Raw genomic sequence first — 16,342 nt, 5'->3', positions numbered from 1 at the left:
TCATGCCGCTACCTGCGTGCCGCCTCCAGACGCACCAGCAGCGGCGCATACATAGCCCGCGTATGGCTGCTCCAGCGGGCCATGGCGCTGTCGATATCGAGCAGCAGGCGTTCCGACAACACCTTGTCACCCTGCTGCAGCGCCCAGATCGCATACTCGGCGCGGCACTCGAAGCTGTTGTAGCGCGTCAGCGCGTCGTCGAACTCCGCCTTCGCTTCCGGCTGGCGCCCGCTTTGCGCCAGCGCGCGCGCCGTCAGCAGGGAAACCATCTCGGGACGGAAATGGATGTCCGTGCGACGGATGAATTCCAGGTGCGTCAAGGCCTCGGCGCCGCGCGCGCATTCCAGGTAGGCGCGTGCCGCACCCAGGCGAATTTCCAGGTCCGATGAAAACGCTCCCTGCAGGCAGGCTTCATACGTCGATGCCGCTTCCTGCGCATCGCCCGCTTCGAGCAACGCGCTGGCCAGGCGCATCTGGTTCTGCGCCGTCGGCGTATACTCGAAGGCGGCCTTCGCCTCGCGCAATTCGCGGTTCGGGTCGAGTGCTTGCACGGCCACCGAAGCGACCTTGCGCGCACCTTGCGGCAGGCGCGAATTTGGCAGGTAGATGGCGAAGAAATACACCACGCTGCCCAGCAGCGGGAACATGAATAAAATGAGCAGCCAGTACAACTGCTGCCCGTTGCGCACCACGTGAATCGCAAAAAATACCGCGATCAGTAGGTGGATGCCTATGCCAAAAATCGTCATGTTACAACCTCGTTCGTGACGGGAGCCGCTGGCACCATGCCGCCGCTTTCCCAGGCCAGAATATTACACCGGCCGCGGCAATCGGCCACGCCGTGCACGCGCGCCTATGGCGTCTTGGCCGACCAGCCGCCGCCCATGGCCCGGTACAAGTCAACCGAGGCAACGAGGATGCGTGTCTTCAGCTGCAGCAGCCCCACGTCGGCGCTGTACAGGGTACGCTGGGCGTCAAGTTCTTCCAGGTACGATGCGTAGCCATTGCGATAGCGGTTATGCGCGATGCGCAGGGTATCAAGCGCGGTGGCGCGGCGTGCATCGTTTTCCACGGCTTGCTGCTGGAGCCGGTAGATGGCACCCAGGCTGTTCTCCGTTTCGGCGAAGGCGTTCCTCACCACGTTTTCATAGGTGTACACCAGTTGGTCGCGCTGCGCGCCGGCCGCATCCGTCTGCGCCTGCACCCGCCCGCCATCGAACAGGGGACCGGCCGCCAACGCCGTCAGCCGCCACAGGGCGGTCGGCGCATGCAGGAAATCGGTCAAGGTCGTGGCTTGCCCGCCGCCGACGGCCGTCAGTTTGAATGACGGCAGCAGCTGGTCGCGCGTGGCGGCCAGACTCGCGTTGGCGGCCGCCAGCTTATGTTCCGCGCGCGCGATGTCGGGCCGCCGGCGCAGCAATTCGGACGGCAGGCCGGCCGGCACGTCAGGCGCCGCCAGCTCGGCCAGGGGCAAGCCGCGCGCGATGGGGCCGGGATTGCCGCCGACGAGGATGGCCAGCGCGTTTTCCTGTTCAAAGATCTGCCGCTGCAACTGCGGCACTTGCTCGGCCGCCGCATGGTATTCCGATTGTGCCTGCAGCCATTCCAGCCGCGAGCTGTAGCCCACCTCGAACTGCTTGCGCGCCAGCTCGCGCGATTGTTCGCGCAGCTGCAGGGTCGATTGCGTCAGCGCCAGCTGCGCGTCGAGTCCGCGCAGGTTCAGGTAGGCAGTGGCCACGCTGGCGGCGATCGACAGGGCCGCCGCATCGAGGCTGGCCTGCTCGGCGCGGTAGCTCTCTCCGGCCGCGTCGCTCAAATTGGCCAGCCGGCCCCACACATCGATTTCATAGCTGGCCTGCAGTTCGGCCTGGAAAACATTCGTCACGTACGGCTTGCCGCTCGACGCCAGCGTGCGCGTGCGCGTGGGTGAGCCGTCAAACGCCAGGTTCGGCGCGCGGTTGGCATCGGCCTGCGCCAGGCGTGCACGGTATTCCTGCACGCGGGCGCGCGCCACGCGCAAGTCGCCATTGCGCGCCAGTGCCTCGCCCACCAAATCACTTAAAACGGGATCGCCAAATGCCTGCCACCACAGCTGTTCCACCTGTGTGCCATGCGCTGACGCTGCGCCGCCCTCGCCTTGCGCGCGCCAGCCGGACGGCAGTTGCAGGGCCGATGCGGGCTGCGGTGGCGCGTTGGCGGCGCAGCCCGCCAGCGCCAGCACGCCGGCCATCAGCCATACACAGCGCTTCATGGTTTGGCCTTCGCAGCCGCCTTTTTCGGTGCAGGCGGTGGCGCGGGATTGTCCGCCGAGTCGTTCAAGACGGCGGATGTGTCGACGCTGACCACCACCGACATACCCGGCACGAGGCGGCGCGCATTCGCCTGCCCCGCATCGATGCGGATGCGCACGGGAATGCGCTGGGCGATCTTCAGGTAGTTGCCCGTCGCGTTATCGGCCGGCAGCACGGAAAATTCGGATCCCGTGGCCGGCGAGATGCGCTCCACCTGGCCCGTCAACACGGCGCCGTCAAGCGCGTCGACGTGGAAGGTGGCGCTCTGCCCTTCCTGCACACCATTCATCTGCGTTTCCTTGAAATTGGCGATCACCCACATCTGGCGCGGCACCAGCGCCATCAGCTGCGCACCGGAGTTCACGTACGCGCCCTGGCGCACCGTCACCTGGCCCAGCTGGCCATCGGACGGCGCCACGATGCGCGTGTTATCGAGGTCGATCTTCGCTGCCTTGACAGCCGCCTGCGCGTTCGCCACGGCCGCTTCCAGTGCCTGCTTGTTGACCACCACGGAATGCACGCTTTGCTGGGCAATGTCGAGATTGGCGCGCGCCTGCGCCAGCGCGGCCGCCATCTGCGCCTGCGTGGCGCGCGACTGGTCATGTTCGCGCTGCGACAGCGAACCGTCAGCCACCAGCTGCTCCACGCGATTCAAGTCGGCGCTGGCCTTGCGCGCCTGCGCTTCCGCGTTGGCCAGGGCCGCCTCGCTGACGGAAATCCCCGCCTGTGCGCTGGCCTTCTGCTGCGCCCAGTTCGACAGCGCCGCCTGCTGCGCCGCCTGCTGCGCTTGCGCCTGCTCATAGCGCTGCTGGTAGATGCGGTCGTCGATGCGCACCAGCAGCTGGCCTTCCTTCACATCCATGAAATCCTGCACCGTCACTTCCACCACATAGCCGGACAGCTGCGTGCCGATGATGGTCACCTGTCCGCGCACGGTGGCGTTTTCCGTCGTCACGATGGGACTGGTGAACGGCGGCAGGCGCCACGCATACAGCACGATCAGCACGCCCACCAGGGCCACGGCAGCGAAGGCCAGCGCGGACAGCCACTGGTGGCGCCGGTCCGGCTGCGGCGGGGTGGTGCTGGCTGCGGGCCCGGGTGCAGGCGGCGACGCTGGTGCTGGTGCTGGTGCTGGTGGTGTGGTGTTATTTTCTGTCATTGCTCGGTTCCGAATTGGTAATGGGGACGATGGCCATGGCCGTCTGCGCATCGCGCACGGGGCCGACCAAGCGACGCGCGCCGGTGGTAATGCGGGTCCAGGACTGGCTGACCAGCATCCACAGTAAAGTAGCAAGGGCGACACCGGCGATCATCAAAAAAACATCGTTGTAGGCGAGGACATTGGCTTCGCGCGTGGCGATGGCGCCCAGGCGCGCCACGCCCTGGGCGCTGCGCAAGGCGGGGTCCATCAGCACGCCGCCGTAAGCCGATGCCCCCGACTGCACGCGCGCGGCCACCTGCGGGTCGAGCATGGTCAGGTGCTCGACCAGGTAGCTGGAATGGTATTTTTCGCGCGCCGTCTGGATGGTGCCGACGATGGCCGAGCCGAGCAGACCGCCCAAGTTCTGGGTCATGGTAAACATCACGGAAAAACTCACGAGATTGCGCGGTTCCGCGATCACGGCACCCATGCCGGTGACCATGGTGGGTCCGAGAAAAAACGTGCCACCAAAGGCCAGCAGGAACTGGCTGACATACATGTTGACGGGGCGCGTCTGGCTGGTGGCGTGCGCGTCGATGAGCGCCCCGGCGGCGATCAGCAGCAGCGCGAACATCAGCGAGCGGTTCAGCGTCGCCGGATTGATCGTCAGCGCGCTGGCCACCAGGCCCGCCACGCTGCCCAGGAGCACCACGATGAACAGGTTCTGCATCTGGTCCGTATTCAAGCCCAGCGCCTGCAGGAAGCCGACCGCCCCCGTCGACTCGGACAACACGATGCGAAACAGCAGCACGGATAAAAACAGCTTGGCGATCTTACCCGTGGTAAGCCAGCGCGTATTGAGCAGCGGGCGCGCGCGGTTATGCTCGATGGCCAGCGACGCGGCGATCAACACGATGGAACACGCCAGGCACACGCCCACCCACTCGGCTTCCATCCACCACGCCGTGCGCCCCTGTGCCAGCACGGCGCACAGCAAGGCCACGCCGGGCGCGAACAAGATGAAAGTGAGGAAATCGAGCGGCTCGAAGGTTTGCACGCGGTCGCCCGGCGGCAATTTGAGGGCCAGCACGCAGCCCAGCGCCAGCAGGGCCAGGCCCAGTTCGAACAGGTACAAGCCGTGCCATTCGCCGATCTGCAGCAGTTCGGAGGTGAAGATGCGCGCCAGGGGCAATGCCAGTTGGGCAAAGCCCAGGCCCAGCACCACGCCCTTCAGGCGGTGCCGCGCAGGAAACGCCTGCAGAGTGTAGTACAGGCCCAGCACCCCCAAGGCGCCGCCCACCATGCCATGTGCGGCGCGCACGGCGATCGCCGACGGCAAGGTATTCGCATACAGGTGGGCGAACGTCACCAGCGCGTACAGCACCAGGAACGCTTCTGTGAACAGGCGCAGGCCGAACTGCTGGCGGAACTTCACCAGTAGCAAATTCATCGACACGATGGTCATCACGTAAGCGGCTGGCAGCCACTGCATCTGGTAGGCATAGGCTGCCAGCGAACCTTGCAGGTTCAGAAGATTGGCCGTCACCAGGCCATTGCCCAGTCCCCCCGTCAGCGCGACGATCAGGCCGACGATGAAATACGCGACACGCCTGGGCGTCGAATGTTCGGGCATCGATGGCGACCCGGGCAAGGTCGGGCGTTCGCCCGGCCCCCAGGTGCGCGGTGTGTACTTGTCCATGCAGTAATCGCGATCCGGTTTGCTGAAGCCGTTCTTTGCTGCTGTTATAGAAATAGTTGCAAATGAACAGTTCTAGTCAGCAGCATATCACCGCAGGACATCTTTATTGTTTACATATTGTATGGCCTTGCGCAGGCAAGGCAGTATGCAACCGGACCGGCGGGTCCGGCCCTGGCCTTGCACCTGCGCTGACGCCGCCACTCACACGCGCGGCGGGTCCGTTTCGCGCGCGAACGCCCGGTGCGCCGCCAGCGCCTTCTTGAAGGCGGCCACGGCTTTCACCACGTCGCCGGACGGCGCGACGATGACGGCAGGATCCGGCTTGCCATCGGGCAAGGCCGCTGGCACGCCTGCCTTGTCCAGCAAGCCCTTGCCCGCGCCGACAGCCAGCATCGGCTTGCAGTGGCGGTATTGCAGGCGCAGGAAGTCGAGCGCGTTGGCGTCGTCGCCCAACTGCTGTACGGCACCTTGGCCGTCGGCAAGCACGACGGCGTCAAACAGCACGGATGGTCCCGCTTCGAGCGATATTTCCACGTCGAGCGGCGCACCGCTGCTGGTGTCGACACGGCCAAGCTGGCTGCCTACCAGGCGCGGCACAGCGCCGTCGGCCAGCAGTGCGGCATAGAGGTCGCGCACCTGCGCGCCATCGCTGCCCGGCCCCACCAGGATGGCCACGCGCAGGGTATGGATGCCCGTCTTGCCGGGGCGGAAAAAGAGCGACAACGCTGGCGACGGCGCATACGCGGGCAGCGGCTGCAGGGAGGCGCGCGGCATGACCGGCGGCAGCACCAGGCCCAGCCCATCGGCCAGGCGCTGCGCCAGGGTCTCGTCGACATTACGCAGCATGGCGACGATACGCTGGCGTATCACCACGGTCTGTACCTTGCTCAGCTCAAAGCGGAAGGCATGCACGATATGGTCTTGTTCAACCGGCGTCTGGCTGATCCAGAACAGGCGCGCCTGGCCATAGTGCTCGGCGAATTTCTCGGGCTTGCCGCGCACCTTGTCGCCTTCGGCAGCTGCGGGAAAACTGTTAAAACCCCTGGCGCCCGCCTGGAAGGGACAGCCGCCCGCCAGCGAATTGGGTTCGTACGCGACCCGGCCACGGTTGATGGCCTGGCGGTGGATGCCGTCGCGCTGGTTGTTGTGCAGCGGCGCCAGCGGAGCATTGATAGGGATTTCATGGAAGTTCGCGCCACCCAGGCGCGTGAGCTGCGTGTCCACATACGAGTGGATGCGGCCCTGCAGCAGCGGGTCGTTGGAAAAATCGATGCCGGGCACAATGTGCGCCGTGCAAAAGGCCACCTGCTCCGTCTCGGCAAAAAAATTGTCCGGGTTGCGGTTCAAGACCATTTTGCCGACGGGGACGAGCGGCACCAGTTCTTCGGGGATCAGCTTGGTCGGATCGAGCACGTCGAAGGGGAACGCTTCCGCCTGCGCTTCCGTGAAGACCTGGAAGGACAGCTCGTATTCGGGATACTCGCCGCATTCAATGGCTTCCCACAGGTCGCGCCGGTGGAAATCGGAATCGGCGCCGCTGATCTTGACCGCTTCGTCCCACACGAGCGAGTGCGTGCCGGCCATGGGCGACCAGTGGAATTTGCAGAAGACGGACTGGCCCTTGGCATTCACGAGGCGGAAGGTATGCACGCCGAAGCCCTGCATCATCCGATAGCTGCGCGGGATGGCGCGGTCGGACATGGCCCACATCAGCATATGCGTGATTTCCGGCGACAGCGAAGCGAAGTCCCAGAAGGTATCGTGCGCGCTGGCCGCCTGTGGCATGCCATTGTGCGGCTCGGGCTTGACGGCGTGGACAAGGTCGGGGAACTTCATCGCATCCTGGATGAAGAAGACGGGAATGTTATTGCCCACCAAATCCCAGTTGCCCTCGTCCGTATAAAACTTCACGGCAAAGCCGCGCACATCGCGCGCCGTATCGGTCGAACCGCGTTCGCCGGCCACGGTGGAAAAACGCACGAAGACGGGCGTGCGCTTGCCCTCCTTGGCGAACAGCGCCGCGCGCGTATGCTTGCTTTGCTCTTTGTAGCATTCGAAGTAACCATGGGCGGCAGAACCGCGCGCATGCACGACGCGCTCGGGGATGCGCTCGTGGTCGAAATGCGTGAGCTTTTCACGCAGAATAAAATCTTCCATCAGGGTGGGGCCGCGCAAGCCCGCCTTCAGCGAATTCTGGTTGTCGCCCACAGGCACGCCCTGGTTCGTCGTCAGCACGCAGCCACTGTCATCCGACCTGGCGCGGTCCAGCGAGGCATTCACGGCATTCTCGCCAAGCGCGGGCTGGCCATCGCCGGTTTTCGGTGATGCTGTCGTTTCACCCGTGGTGCTGGCCGTCGCCAGCGGTTCGCCCGCTGCCACATGCACGCCTTCGGCCGGCGTGCGCGCCGCGTCGCCATACTGGCCGTCTTCCTTGGGATTGACCGCCATGGCGGCGGCCAGCTGCTGGCCGGCGGCGGTTTTTTGCAGCAGCGAGCGGGTCACATCATTGTCCGCGCCCAGGCTGTACGGCGCCTTGCTGTCGGATGGGCCGGACATGCTGCTCAAGACGGAACCCGCACCGTCCGTGGAGGGCGTTTTTTTGTTGCTAGCCATTACATCTCCTGTGAGTAATTAATTTGCCCCGGGAAGTAACGCTACAACTCCCTCATTCAGCGCACGAACAGGGCAATCAAAATAATGAAGGGAATAGGTATGCCGATCAATCACAATAAAACGGAGCGCATTATCACTCTGCTTTACTGCTTTCTACTACCTCGTGCGCGTGGACGCTGTCCCACCGCGCCATGACGGCGAAGGGAACAGCACCCACGACAACACCTTGCCGGATTGCGTAAAACTTATTTACGCGAACCCAGCAGTTTGGACAAGCCATAACCGGCCGCTGCAGCAATCAACAGGGATACGGCAGGACGCTCGCGCACATAGCCGCGCCCCGTCTCGCCGGCGCGCTGGCAGGCGGCGCCCAACTGCTTGCCGCGCGCCATCAACGTTTCGGAGGCTTTGCTGACGGTGTCGCTGACCTGCTCGATGCGCTCACCCACCTGGTCCACGCCGTCGTGGACGCGCGTGGCCACCTTGTCGGCCAGAGGCTGGGCCTGGCTTGCCACCTTGTCGATGGTGCGGTGCATATCCTGGCGGGTATCCTGGGTGGTGCCATTCAGGTCGGAGCTGGTTTTTTCAATCGCGTTCATGATGGTTTCCTTTAATAGTAAATAATTTCAACCATGCTCGATGCCGTGACCGAATCATGATTCTCCTCGCTTCGGGGAAAAAGAAGCGGCTAAACGCTGCCGGGCTGAGCCATATCAAATACTGGATCAGCAGCAAGCTGTTGACACTACCTTAACCGCGCCTGCCGCACGCCACTGTGCGCTGCCACACCTTGTGACCCAGACTTAAATTCCTGATGGAAATAACAATCCTTACCGCCCTGGTGGGGCGGCGGGGATAGCGGCAGGGGACGGCAAGCCTGGCGCGCTGTTACTTAATTGCCGCCCGACTTTTCCAGCAAGCGCGCCACATCCTGCAAGATGGCATTATCCAGGCGCAATGGCGATTTCGCCGGCAGCGCAGAGTCAAAATCGCTGGCCGTCATGCTTACTCTTGCAAGCGTGCGCGTTCGGGCGTCATCTGCAGCGGCATCATGTTCCTTGGGGTTATGCATGACTCACAGGAAGCCTGCCACCACGAGATAAAGCCTGTTACACATATAAATGTATGGATTTTTACACGTCTTTTCCCCATAATTACAGAAAGAAATATCCATACATGCAGATAAAATGTCCAAGTCAAAATCCATACAAGAAGAAAGCCAGGCCAGCGCGTGGATCACGCCCTTCGTGCAGTACGGCGGCCCGCGCTACCTGCAGATCGCCGACATGCTCGAGCGCGCGCTGTCCGACGGCAGCCTGCGCCCGGGCGACCGCCTGCCGCCGCAGCGCCGGCTGGCCGCCCTGTTCCAGGTCGACCTGACGACGGTGACGCGCGCCTACGACGAGGCCAAGCGCAGGAATCTACTGGAAGGACAAGGTGCGCGCGGCACCTATGTGGCCGCGCCGAAAGTGGAATTGACGCAGATGCTGGACCTGAGCATGAACATCCCGCCGCCGCCCGTGGGCGTGGATTTCGACGACCTGCTGAAACAGGGTGTGGCGCAGGTACTGATGCGCACGGACAGCGATTTATTGATGAGTTATCACCTGGGCGGCGGCGGCAAGGCCGACCGCGCGGCGGGGGCCGTCTGGCTGGCGCCCATGTTCGACCACGTCGAGGAAGAGCACGTGGTGGCCTGCCCCGGCGCGCAGGCGGCGCTGGCGGCACTGATACTGACCTTGAGCCGGCCCGGCGATACCATCTTGACGGAGCCGGCCGTGTATCCGGGCTTGCGCTTGGCGGCGGGACAACTCAACCGCAAAGCCATCATCGTGGAAACGGATGCGGACGGCATGCTGCCCGAAGCGCTGGAAAAAGCCTGCCGCAAGCACCATGCGCGTCTCATCTATCTGAATCCCACCCTGCAAAACCCCACGGCACACACCATGCCCGCCGCGCGGCGTCTGGCCATCACGGAAGTGGCCCGGCGCTGCGGCATGCACATCATCGAGGACGACCCGTACTGGCTGCTGGCCGCCGACGCACCGCCGCCGCTGGCCCACTACGCGCCGGGCCACGTGTCGTATATCGCCACGCTGTCGAAATGCCTGGCGCCGGGCTTGCGCATGGCCTACACATTGATCGCCGACGCGCATCTGCGCGAACGCTTCGTGCAAGCCCTGCGCTCGTTTTCCTTGATGGCCACGCCCCTGACGACGGCACTGGCGACGCAATGGATACACGACGGCTCTGCGCGCGAACTGCTGGCCGGCGTGCGCAGCGAAGCGGACGCGCGCCAGGACGTCATCCGCACGCTTTTGACCGGCGCCAGCCATCCGCGCAGCGACGGCATCCATGTATGGTTTTCGCTGCCCAGCTACTGGACCTCACGCGAGCTGGCCGCCACCGCCCGCGCCCAGGGCGTGGCCGTCACGGCCTCGGACGCCTTCTACGACAGCCGCCCGCCGAACGCCATCCGCATCTCGCTGGGCAGCATCCGCGACCGCACGCGCCTGGCCAACGCCCTGAAAAAGCTGTCGCTGCTGCTGGCGCACAAGCCGGTGGTGCGCAGGGAGTTTGTGATTTAGGCAGGCGGCGAGGTGGTGGAGATCCCGCCCGCGCAGGCTGGCGGCGATAAAGCTGCAGACGAAAAAAAACCACCGTTTGAGCGGTGGTTTTTTCTACTGCGAATACTTGGTGCCGTTGGCCGGAATCGAACTGGCGACCTTCACATTACGAATGTGCTGCTCTACCAACTGAGCTACAACGGCGAAGACCCACATTCTACAAACAATGCATAAAATTTGCTAGTGTCAACGCGATCTTTTTTCATTTTTTTTAGCGGCCGGGCTGCGGGCCGCTAAAAATCGCTGAAAAGTGCGGTTTTTTTACTCAGCGTGATATACGGTGACGCGGGCAACTTCGTCCTTCGAGCCGAGGAACACGGGCACGCGCTGGTGCAGCTTGTGCGGGGCGATGTCCATGATGCGCTGCTGGCCGTCGGTGGCGGCGCCGCCGGCCTGTTCGACGATGAAGGCCATCGGGTTCGCTTCGTACATCAGGCGCAACTTGCCCGGCATCGACGTGTCGCGCAAGTCGGCCGGGTACATGAAGATGCCGCCGCGGTTCAGGATGCGGTGCACGTCGGCCACCATCGATGCGATCCAGCGCATGTTGAAGTTGGTGCCGCGCGGGCCCGTGTCGCCGGCTAGCAGTTCGTCGACATAGCGCTTCACGGGCGGATGCCAGTGGCGCGCGTTCGACATATTGATGGCAAATTCCTTGGTGGTGGCCGGAATCTGCATATTGCTTTGCGTGAGCACCCACGAACCCATTTCGCGGTCCAGGGTAAAGCAGTTCACGCCATTGCCGAAGGTCAGCACCAGCATGGTTTGCGGGCCGTACACGGCGTAACCGGCGGCAACCTGCTTGGTGCCGGCCTGCATGAAGTCCTGCTCGGTCGGCTGCCCCATGCCTTCCGGGGCTTTGAGCACCGAGAAAATGGTGCCGATCGAGACGTTGACGTCGATGTTCGACGAGCCATCGAGTGGGTCGAACAGCAGCATGTATTCGCCCTTCGGATAGCGGTTCGGGATCGGGTGAATCGATTCCATTTCTTCCGACGCCATGGCTGCCAGGTGGCCGCCCCATTCATTCGCTTCGAGCAAAATCTCGTTGGAGATGATGTCGAGCTTTTTCTGCACTTCGCCCTGCACGTTTTCCGTGTCGGCCGTGCCCAGCACTTCACCGAGGGCGCCCTTGCCGACAGCGTGGCTGATAGTCTTGCAAGCGCGCGCGACGACTTCGATCAGCAGGCGCAGTTCGGCGGGAATGCTGTTGTTCGAGCGCTGCTCTTCAACCAGGTATTGCGTAAGACTGATGCGTTTCATGAATTCCCTTTTGTTTTGGTGATGATTTGCCGTGCTAGTTCGCTAAAGCCTTGCTGACCACTTCCATCACGTCATTCGACAGGCTGGCCTGGCCGGCGACTTGTTCCAGCGCGTCGCGCATGTGACTTTGCAGCGCGGGCACGTAACGGCGCCAGCGGTCCATGGAACGCGCCAGGCGCGCGGCCACTTGCGGATTCAAGGCGTCGAGCGCGATAACTTGCTCGGCCCAGAAGGCGTAGCCGCTGCCGTCTTGCGCATGGAATTGCGACGGATTGCCGTTGGTGAAATTGAAGATCAGGCTGCGCGCGCGGTTCGGATTTTTCAAGGTGAACGCCGGATGCGTCATCAACTGGCGCACGGCTTGCACATCGCTCGTTGGTGCGGCCGCCTGCATGGCAAACCACTTGTCGACCACCAGCGCTTCGTTCACGAAGTCGGCATAGAAACTGGCCAGCGCGGCCTCTGCATGCGATTGCGAACCCGAATGTATCAGGGCACCCAAGGCTGCCGCGCGGTCCGTCATGTTGCCGGCGCTGTCGAACTGCTGCTGCGCCAGCGCCAGTTCAGCATTGCCTGGTGCGATCAGCAGGTAGGACAGGGCCAGATTTTTCAACGCCCGCTTGCCGGCCGACAGGGCGTCAGGGCTGTATTCGCCCGGCGTCTGGTTGGCGTGGTATTGCGCCAGCAATTCGGGCTTCAAGGCCGCCGCGATGGTGCTGCGCATGAACTTGCGCGCCGCATGGATCGCCTGCGGATCGACTTGCGCCATGCGCTCGGCGATGATGATTTCCGATGGCAGAATCAAGGCCAGCTCGCGGAAGGCAGGATCGAGCGTTTCGTCGGCCAGCAAGGCGCGCTGCGCGGCGATGAAGGTGTCATCCAGCACCAAGGCCTCTCCGGCGGCGACGGCGCCCGTGAGTTTCAGCAAACGTTCCATGGCCAGGCGCTGGCCCGCTTCCCAGCGGTTGACCGGATCGCTGTCGTGTCGGAACAGGTGCAGCAGCTCGGCGTCGGTATAGTCGTATTCCAGCACCACGGGGGCGGAAAAGTCGCGCAGCAGCGATGGCACGGGGACTTCCCCCACCTGCGTAAAGCGGAAGGTTTGCGAGGCCTCGGTCAGCTCCAGCACCACGCTGGTGGCGCCGTTCGACACCACGCCATGCACGTACAGCGGCAGGTCGCACCCATCCGCGCCCAGCAAGCCGACGGTGACGGGAATATGGAATGGCAGTTTTTTCGGCTGGCCCGGCGTGGCGGGACAGCTTTGCGCCAGGGTCAGTTCGAACGTCTGGCTGGCAGAGTCGTAGCGCGTGGAGGCCTTGACGATGGGCGTGCCGGCCTGGCTGTACCAGCGCTCGAATTGCGTAAAATCGCGGCCATTCGCGTCCGCCATGGCGGCGCGGAAGTCGTCGCACTGCACGGCCTGGCCATCGTGACGTTCAAAGTACAGGTCCATGCCCTTGCGGAAGCCGTCGCGGCCCACCAGGGTCTGGACCATGCGCACCACTTCGGCGCCCTTTTCGTAGATGGTGACGGTATAAAAGTTATTGATCTCGACGAAAGAATCGGGACGCACGGGATGCGCCATCGGGCCGGCATCTTCAGGGAACTGCGCCTGGCGCAGGGTGCGCACCTGGTCGATGCGCGTGACGGCGCGGCCCGTGTCCGTGCCGATCATGTCGGCCGAGAATTCCTGGTCGCGGAACACCGTGAGACCTTCTTTCAGCGACAGCTGGAACCAGTCGCGGCACGTCACGCGGTTGCCGGTCCAGTTATGGAAGTACTCGTGGCCCACCACCGCTTCGATGCCCGCGTAATCGACGTCGGTCGCCACGCGCGAATTGGCCAGCACATACTTGGTATTGAAGATGTTCAAACCCTTGTTTTCCATGGCGCCCATGTTGAAGTCGCCCACGGCGACGATCATGAAGCGGTCCAGGTCCAGCTCCAGGCCGAAGCGCTCCTCATCCCAGCGGATCGAGTTTTTCAGCGACTGCATGGCGTAATCGGTTTTATCCAGGTTGCCCTCTTCCACCCACACCTGCAGCAGCACTTCGCGGCCGGACTTGAGCGTGTAGCGCTCTTCCTGGCACACCAGGCGCGCCGCCACCAGGGCAAACAGGTAAGACGGCTTCTTGAACGGATCTTCCCACTTGGCGTAATGGCGGCCGTCGCCCAGGTCGCCCTCTTCGATCAAGTTGCCGTTCGACAACAACACCGGATATTTGTCCTTGTCGGCCCGCAACATGACGGTGTATTTGGCCATCACGTCCGGACGGTCTGGGAAGAAGGTGATACGGCGGAAGCCTTCGGCTTCGCACTGCGTAAAGAAGTTATGGTTCGACACATATAAACCGGACAGCGAGGTATTGTCCTGCGGCGACAGTACCGTTTCGATATCGAGCAGGACCTCGTCCGGTGCCTTGGGAATGGTCAGCATGCCGGCCGTCAAGGTGTACTGCGACGGTTTCAGCAGCTTGCCGTTCAGGCGCACTTGCACCAGTTCGATGTGTTCGCCGTGCAATTCGATGCTGCGGCTGGTGCTGGCCGGGTTGTGGCGCATGCGCATCCGGCTCGCCACCACTGTGCGGGCGGGATCAAGATCGAAACCAAGTTCGACGCTGTCAACCAGGAAGCTGGGCGGCGTGTAATCTTTGCGGTAAATCGTCTGAGGGCTGTCTGTGCGCATAGGGAATGGGTGGGAGCGGAGGCAAAAGCCTATTTTACCAACACCAGGCAGGGAAAGGACCGATTCACCCGCCAATTGCACCGATTCAGATCAGGAATGTTGGATTCCCTTACACGCCGACATACCAGGTAACATTCTGTAATAATGCATGGGAACAAACAGCACTATTCTTATCATATTAGACGATAAATTGCCTCTACTATCAGGAGATCATGCCATGAAACGATATCTGACCATCATGATGGCTGCATTGACCGTGTTGCTGACCGGATGCGCCACCACCATACGCAGCGATGTGACCGTCTTCCATGAGTGGCCTGCGCAATTGCAGGACAAATCGTATGCTTTTGAAGCGCCAGCGCCCGAAAACGACACGCTGGAATACCGCAGCTACCAAAACCTGGTGCGCGCGGAACTGGCAAAACACGGCTTCGGCGAAGCTTCCGGCCCGGCGGCAGCCAACTTGCGCGTGGCGATGCATTTTTCGACAGTCGACTATCCTGAGCGCGTGCTGCAAGCCACCGATCCATTCTGGTATGGCCCCGGCTACTGGCCTGGCCGCTACGGCTATCGCTACGGCGCATGGCCAGGCTATGGCCGCTTTGGCTACAACCCTTACTGGTATGGTCCGATGGATATCGAAGAAAGCGTACGACATAAATACGAACGCGAATTGCGCGTGACGATCAATGACCGCAGCGGCAAGAAACTGTACGACGTGACCGTGCAATCGACCAGCAACAAACGCGCCACGTCGCAAGTGATGCCAGCCATGGTGGCCAGCGCCTTTGCCGACTTCCCCGGCCAGAGCGGCGTGCCCCGTAAAGTCGAAGTCAAAATAGAGTAATGACGTGGCAACACAAAAAAACCGGCTTATGCAGCAATGCGCAAGCCGGTTTTTTCATGTCTATGAGTAATACGCTTCGGCGGCAAAAGTGAGCACGCCGATCAGGGCCACTGCCAGCACCAGCACGATCAGCAGGCGGCCGAACTTCGGCGTGCCATCATGTGCGCCGCTCATGGCACGATAATGGTCGAACCAGTGGTCTTGCGCCCTTCCAGGTCCGCGTGCGCCTGGGCGATATGGGCCAGGCTATAGTGCTGGTTGATCTCGATCTGCACTTCGCCACTGCTGACCACGCCGAACAACGAAGCGGCCATCTCTTCCAGGTTCACGCGGTTGGAGGCATAGCTGAACAGGGCGGGGCGCGTGAGGAAGAGCGAACCGCGCGAGGCCAGCTCGGACAAGGTAAACGCCGGCACGGGGCCGGAGGCATTGCCGAAGCTGACCATCATGCCCAGCGGCGCCAGGCAGTCGAGCGAGCCGGTAAACGTATCCTTGCCGATGGAATCGTAGACCACCGAGACACCCTTGCCGCCGGTGATCTCGCGCACGCGCTCGACGAAGTTTTCCGTGTTGTAGTTGATGACGTGGGCCGCGCCATGCGCCTTGGCCAAGGCCGCCTTTTCATCGGAGCCGGCCGTGCCGATCAGGTTCACGCCCAGCACCTTCGCCCACTGGCAAGCGATCAAGCCCACGCCGCCCGCGGCCGCGTGAAACAGAATAGTGTCGCCCGCCTTCAGGGCCACCGTGCGGTGGAACAGGTATTGCACCGTCAAGCCTTGCAGCATCATGGCGGCAGCCGTATCGAAACCGATACGCTCGGGCAGCGCCAGCAACAGGGCCGCCGGCAAGTTGCGCTGCTGCGCATACGCGCCATTGATGCGCGCCGCGTAGGCCACACGGTCGCCCACCTTGACTTCCGTGACACCCTCGCCCACCGCCTCGACGATGCCCGCGCCCTCGACACCGAGGCCATTAGGCAGCGGCTGCGGATACAGGCCCGAGCGGAAATACACATCGATGAAATTGAGGCCGATCGCCTCGTGTTTCACGCGCGCTTCGCCGGGACCGGGCGGCGGCAGCTCCACGTCCACGTATTCCATCACTTCCGGGCCGCCCACGCGCTGCACGCGGATGGCTTTGGTGGTAATCGTTGCGCTCACAATATGCTCCTT

Annotated in this window: 11 protein-coding genes and 1 tRNA gene; 2 read left to right on the top strand and 10 right to left on the bottom strand. The window is 62.9% G+C overall.

All coding sequences use genetic code 11. From position 1 onward, the window contains the following. Positions 1 to 8 precede the first annotated feature (8 nt). From ACQ4W7_RS00370 to ACQ4W7_RS00345, 6 genes are all read right to left on the bottom strand, one after another. Positions 9 to 749: a tetratricopeptide repeat protein gene (locus ACQ4W7_RS00370; RefSeq protein WP_436527690.1), complete on the bottom strand. Its 741-nt coding sequence runs from the start codon at positions 747 to 749 to the stop codon at positions 9 to 11. Between the two features lie 104 nt (positions 750 to 853). Continuing rightward, positions 854 to 2,251: an efflux transporter outer membrane subunit gene (locus tag ACQ4W7_RS00365; RefSeq protein WP_436527688.1), complete on the bottom strand. Its 1,398-nt coding sequence runs from the start codon at positions 2,249 to 2,251 to the stop codon at positions 854 to 856. Continuing rightward, positions 2,248 to 3,450, bottom strand: a complete 1,203-nt coding sequence (locus ACQ4W7_RS00360) for an HlyD family secretion protein (protein ID WP_436527686.1) — start codon at positions 3,448 to 3,450, stop codon at positions 2,248 to 2,250. The genes ACQ4W7_RS00365 and ACQ4W7_RS00360 overlap by 4 nt, the downstream gene beginning before the upstream one ends. After that, the gene (locus ACQ4W7_RS00355; RefSeq protein ID WP_426071452.1) at positions 3,437 to 5,131 is read right to left on the bottom strand and encodes an MFS transporter; all 1,695 of its coding nucleotides are present in this window, start codon (positions 5,129 to 5,131) and stop codon (positions 3,437 to 3,439) included. The genes ACQ4W7_RS00360 and ACQ4W7_RS00355 overlap by 14 nt, the downstream gene beginning before the upstream one ends. A 201-nt stretch (positions 5,132 to 5,332) precedes the next feature. Continuing rightward, complete coding sequence (locus ACQ4W7_RS00350; protein ID WP_436527683.1) at positions 5,333 to 7,744, bottom strand: catalase; 2,412 nt, start codon at positions 7,742 to 7,744, stop codon at positions 5,333 to 5,335. A 245-nt stretch (positions 7,745 to 7,989) separates the two neighbouring features. Continuing rightward, entirely contained in the window at positions 7,990 to 8,343 is a 354-nt protein-coding gene (locus tag ACQ4W7_RS00345) for an ElaB/YgaM/YqjD family protein (RefSeq protein WP_426071450.1), read from the bottom strand. 588 nt (positions 8,344 to 8,931) lie between these two features. On the opposite strand from ACQ4W7_RS00345, the gene ACQ4W7_RS00340 reads away from it, so the two are divergent. Then, positions 8,932 to 10,332 (top strand): aminotransferase-like domain-containing protein, encoded by a 1,401-nt coding sequence (locus tag ACQ4W7_RS00340; RefSeq protein WP_436527681.1) that lies wholly within the window; start codon positions 8,932 to 8,934, stop codon positions 10,330 to 10,332. 107 nt (positions 10,333 to 10,439) lie between these two features. On the opposite strand, the gene ACQ4W7_RS00335 is transcribed toward ACQ4W7_RS00340, so the two are convergent. The 3 genes from ACQ4W7_RS00335 to pepN form a co-directional block, all read right to left on the bottom strand. Continuing rightward, positions 10,440 to 10,515: transfer RNA gene (locus ACQ4W7_RS00335), tRNA-Thr, on the bottom strand. A 117-nt stretch (positions 10,516 to 10,632) separates the two neighbouring features. Continuing rightward, positions 10,633 to 11,634: a class 1 fructose-bisphosphatase gene (locus ACQ4W7_RS00330; protein ID WP_436527678.1), complete on the bottom strand. Its 1,002-nt coding sequence runs from the start codon at positions 11,632 to 11,634 to the stop codon at positions 10,633 to 10,635. A 34-nt stretch (positions 11,635 to 11,668) separates the two neighbouring features. Next, positions 11,669 to 14,323 carry an aminopeptidase N gene (pepN, locus tag ACQ4W7_RS00325; RefSeq protein ID WP_436527676.1) on the bottom strand — a complete coding sequence of 885 codons (2,655 nt, stop codon included), beginning with the start codon at positions 14,321 to 14,323 and terminating at the stop codon, positions 11,669 to 11,671. Positions 14,324 to 14,540: 217 nt separating this feature from the next. Between pepN and ACQ4W7_RS00320 the strand changes: the two genes are divergently transcribed. Further along, on the top strand, positions 14,541 to 15,170 hold the full coding sequence (locus ACQ4W7_RS00320; RefSeq protein WP_426071446.1) for a DUF4136 domain-containing protein: 630 nt from the start codon (positions 14,541 to 14,543) through the stop codon (positions 15,168 to 15,170). Positions 15,171 to 15,340: 170 nt separating this feature from the next. Here ACQ4W7_RS00320 and ACQ4W7_RS00315 read toward each other — a convergent pair whose 3' ends face one another. After that, on the bottom strand, positions 15,341 to 16,270 hold the full coding sequence (locus ACQ4W7_RS00315; protein WP_426071766.1) for a quinone oxidoreductase family protein: 930 nt from the start codon (positions 16,268 to 16,270) through the stop codon (positions 15,341 to 15,343). Positions 16,271 to 16,342: the final 72 nt, after the last annotated feature.

The organism is Janthinobacterium algoris, from assembly GCF_051380935.1.
Classification (GTDB): Bacteria; Pseudomonadota; Gammaproteobacteria; order Burkholderiales; family Burkholderiaceae_D; genus Janthinobacterium.
The sequence above is the reverse complement of the archived record's forward strand: the minus strand, read 5'-3'. Positions and strand labels throughout refer to the sequence as shown.

Bases quoted from the DNA above. Each gene is read 5' to 3' on its own strand.
- ACQ4W7_RS00370 (WP_436527690.1), bottom strand. From the start codon at position 749: ATGACGATTTTTGGCATAGGCATCCACCTACTGATCGCGGTATTTTTT.
- ACQ4W7_RS00365 (WP_436527688.1), bottom strand. From the start codon at position 2,251: ATGAAGCGCTGTGTATGGCTGATGGCCGGCGTGCTGGCGCTGGCGGGC.
- ACQ4W7_RS00360 (WP_436527686.1), bottom strand. From the start codon at position 3,450: ATGACAGAAAATAACACCACACCACCAGCACCAGCACCAGCACCAGCG.
- ACQ4W7_RS00355 (WP_426071452.1), bottom strand. From the start codon at position 5,131: ATGGACAAGTACACACCGCGCACCTGGGGGCCGGGCGAACGCCCGACC.
- ACQ4W7_RS00350 (WP_436527683.1), bottom strand. From the start codon at position 7,744: ATGGCTAGCAACAAAAAAACGCCCTCCACGGACGGTGCGGGTTCCGTC.
- ACQ4W7_RS00345 (WP_426071450.1), bottom strand. From the start codon at position 8,343: ATGAACGCGATTGAAAAAACCAGCTCCGACCTGAATGGCACCACCCAG.
- ACQ4W7_RS00340 (WP_436527681.1), top strand. From the start codon at position 8,932: ATGTCCAAGTCAAAATCCATACAAGAAGAAAGCCAGGCCAGCGCGTGG.
- ACQ4W7_RS00330 (WP_436527678.1), bottom strand. From the start codon at position 11,634: ATGAAACGCATCAGTCTTACGCAATACCTGGTTGAAGAGCAGCGCTCG.
- pepN (WP_436527676.1), bottom strand. From the start codon at position 14,323: ATGCGCACAGACAGCCCTCAGACGATTTACCGCAAAGATTACACGCCG.
- ACQ4W7_RS00320 (WP_426071446.1), top strand. From the start codon at position 14,541: ATGAAACGATATCTGACCATCATGATGGCTGCATTGACCGTGTTGCTG.
- ACQ4W7_RS00315 (WP_426071766.1), bottom strand. From the start codon at position 16,270: ATGGAATACGTGGACGTGGAGCTGCCGCCGCCCGGTCCCGGCGAAGCG.